This is a genomic window from Kitasatospora nipponensis (assembly GCF_039528135.1).
GTDB lineage: Bacteria > Actinomycetota > Actinomycetes > Streptomycetales > Streptomycetaceae > Kitasatospora > Kitasatospora nipponensis.
The window spans coordinates 1-532 of sequence record NZ_BAAALF010001105.1; the positions used below are offsets into that span (position 1 = coordinate 1).

The 532-nt window shown below is 70.9% G+C and carries 1 protein-coding gene; it reads left to right on the forward strand.

The window, feature by feature from the left end; all coding sequences use genetic code 11:
- The first annotated feature begins 145 nt into the window (after positions 1-145).
- On the forward strand, positions 146-370 hold the full coding sequence (locus ABD323_RS45110) for a hypothetical protein (protein WP_184915918.1): 225 nt from the start codon (positions 146-148) through the stop codon (positions 368-370).
- Positions 371-532: the final 162 nt, after the last annotated feature.

A 532-nucleotide genomic window follows, 5' to 3' on the forward strand; every position in this document is an offset into this window, starting at 1 on the left:
CTTCCCCGCACTCCGCCTGGCCGACGGGGCCGTCACTGAGCCGATCGCGTCGTTCGTCAGCAACAGCGTGAAGACCTTGACGGTCCGCACCAGCTGAGACCTGGGGGGAGTGCAACTTTTTCCGAGCGCGGTCGTTGGACCGGCCATGCGTAAGATCACGGCGCTTGCCGCCCTCACCATGGCCGGTCTGGCCCTTGCCTCGCCGGCCGCCCATGCGGACAACAACATGGGCGGCAAGCTCAGCAGCGACCACCCCGTCGGTGCGGCGGGCACCTGCGTGGAGCAGCTCGGCAGCATTCCGCTGGTGGGCAAGCAGGCGTCCGCCGCGACCCCGGTGTGCGGGGCGTACGCGGTGGTACCCCGGGGTTAGTCGAACAGCGCGTTCAGTTCGCCGTACTCCAGACCGCCCGTCAGGGAGTCGTAGCTACCGGAGCCGTAGACCTCCTCGGCGGCGCGGCGGACCGCCGCGTACGCGACCCTGGCCAGGCCGGGGCCGAGGCTGATCCGGGCGACGCCGAGCCGGGCCATGTCG

Excerpts from the sequence above, each read along its gene's own strand:
- ABD323_RS45110 (WP_184915918.1), top strand. The coding sequence starts at position 146 with ATGCGTAAGATCACGGCGCTTGCCGCCCTCACCATGGCCGGTCTGGCC.